A 654-nucleotide genomic window follows, 5' to 3' on the forward strand; every position below is an offset into this window, starting at 1 on the left:
CTTCCTGCAGCAGCTGCTGCCGTTCGCGGGCGCCAACAACTGGTCGGTCATCGGCTGCTGCTGGGACGTCTTCGCCGAGCAGGACAACGTGCTGATCCAGGATGTGGACGGCACGCCCAGCGACGGCTACGGGCGGGTGTTCCGGGACTGGATGACGGGAGTGGCCTGGCAGTAGAAGGCTGGTATCGAGATTTTGTGCGCTATCTAGCAGCCCACAGCGAGCCCACAGCGCCGCTATCATCTCGCCCAGCCATTTTCAYTTGGTGATTAGGTGCGGATGGTCAGGCCGGGCTGGGCGTTTGCGCGCCTGGCCCGACCGCTTTTGACGACCCGACATTCGCGAGCACCATGAGCCTTGCCGACCTGCGCGAGGCGCTGAACGCCGAGCTCGCAGCCACCCCCGAGTACTACGATTTCAAGGTGCTGCGCAGCGAGCGCGACGGCCCGCTGTGGCGCGTGACGCTGGTGCCGGGCCACGTGCATGCCGAAGGCCAGCGGCCGGGCGCCGCCTCGGCCCAGGCGCTGCTGGACGACAGCCTGGACGGCGCCTCTGCCTGGTGGGGTGCACCGGCCAAGGGCGGCGCCAGCGTACTGGCCGTGCTGCCCGAGGACGACCAGCTGGTGCTGCAGAACGCCAGCGCCCCGCCGCCGGGG

At 68.9% G+C, this 654-nt stretch carries 1 pseudogene; it reads left to right on the top strand.

Annotated features, from left to right (window positions below):
- Positions 1-348: 348 nt before the first annotated feature.
- A pseudogene (locus tag AC1D15_RS35915) lies at positions 349-654 on the top strand (DEAD/DEAH box helicase); the annotation flags it as partial.

The sequence above is a fragment of the Rhizobacter sp. P2_H2 genome, assembly GCF_056403375.1.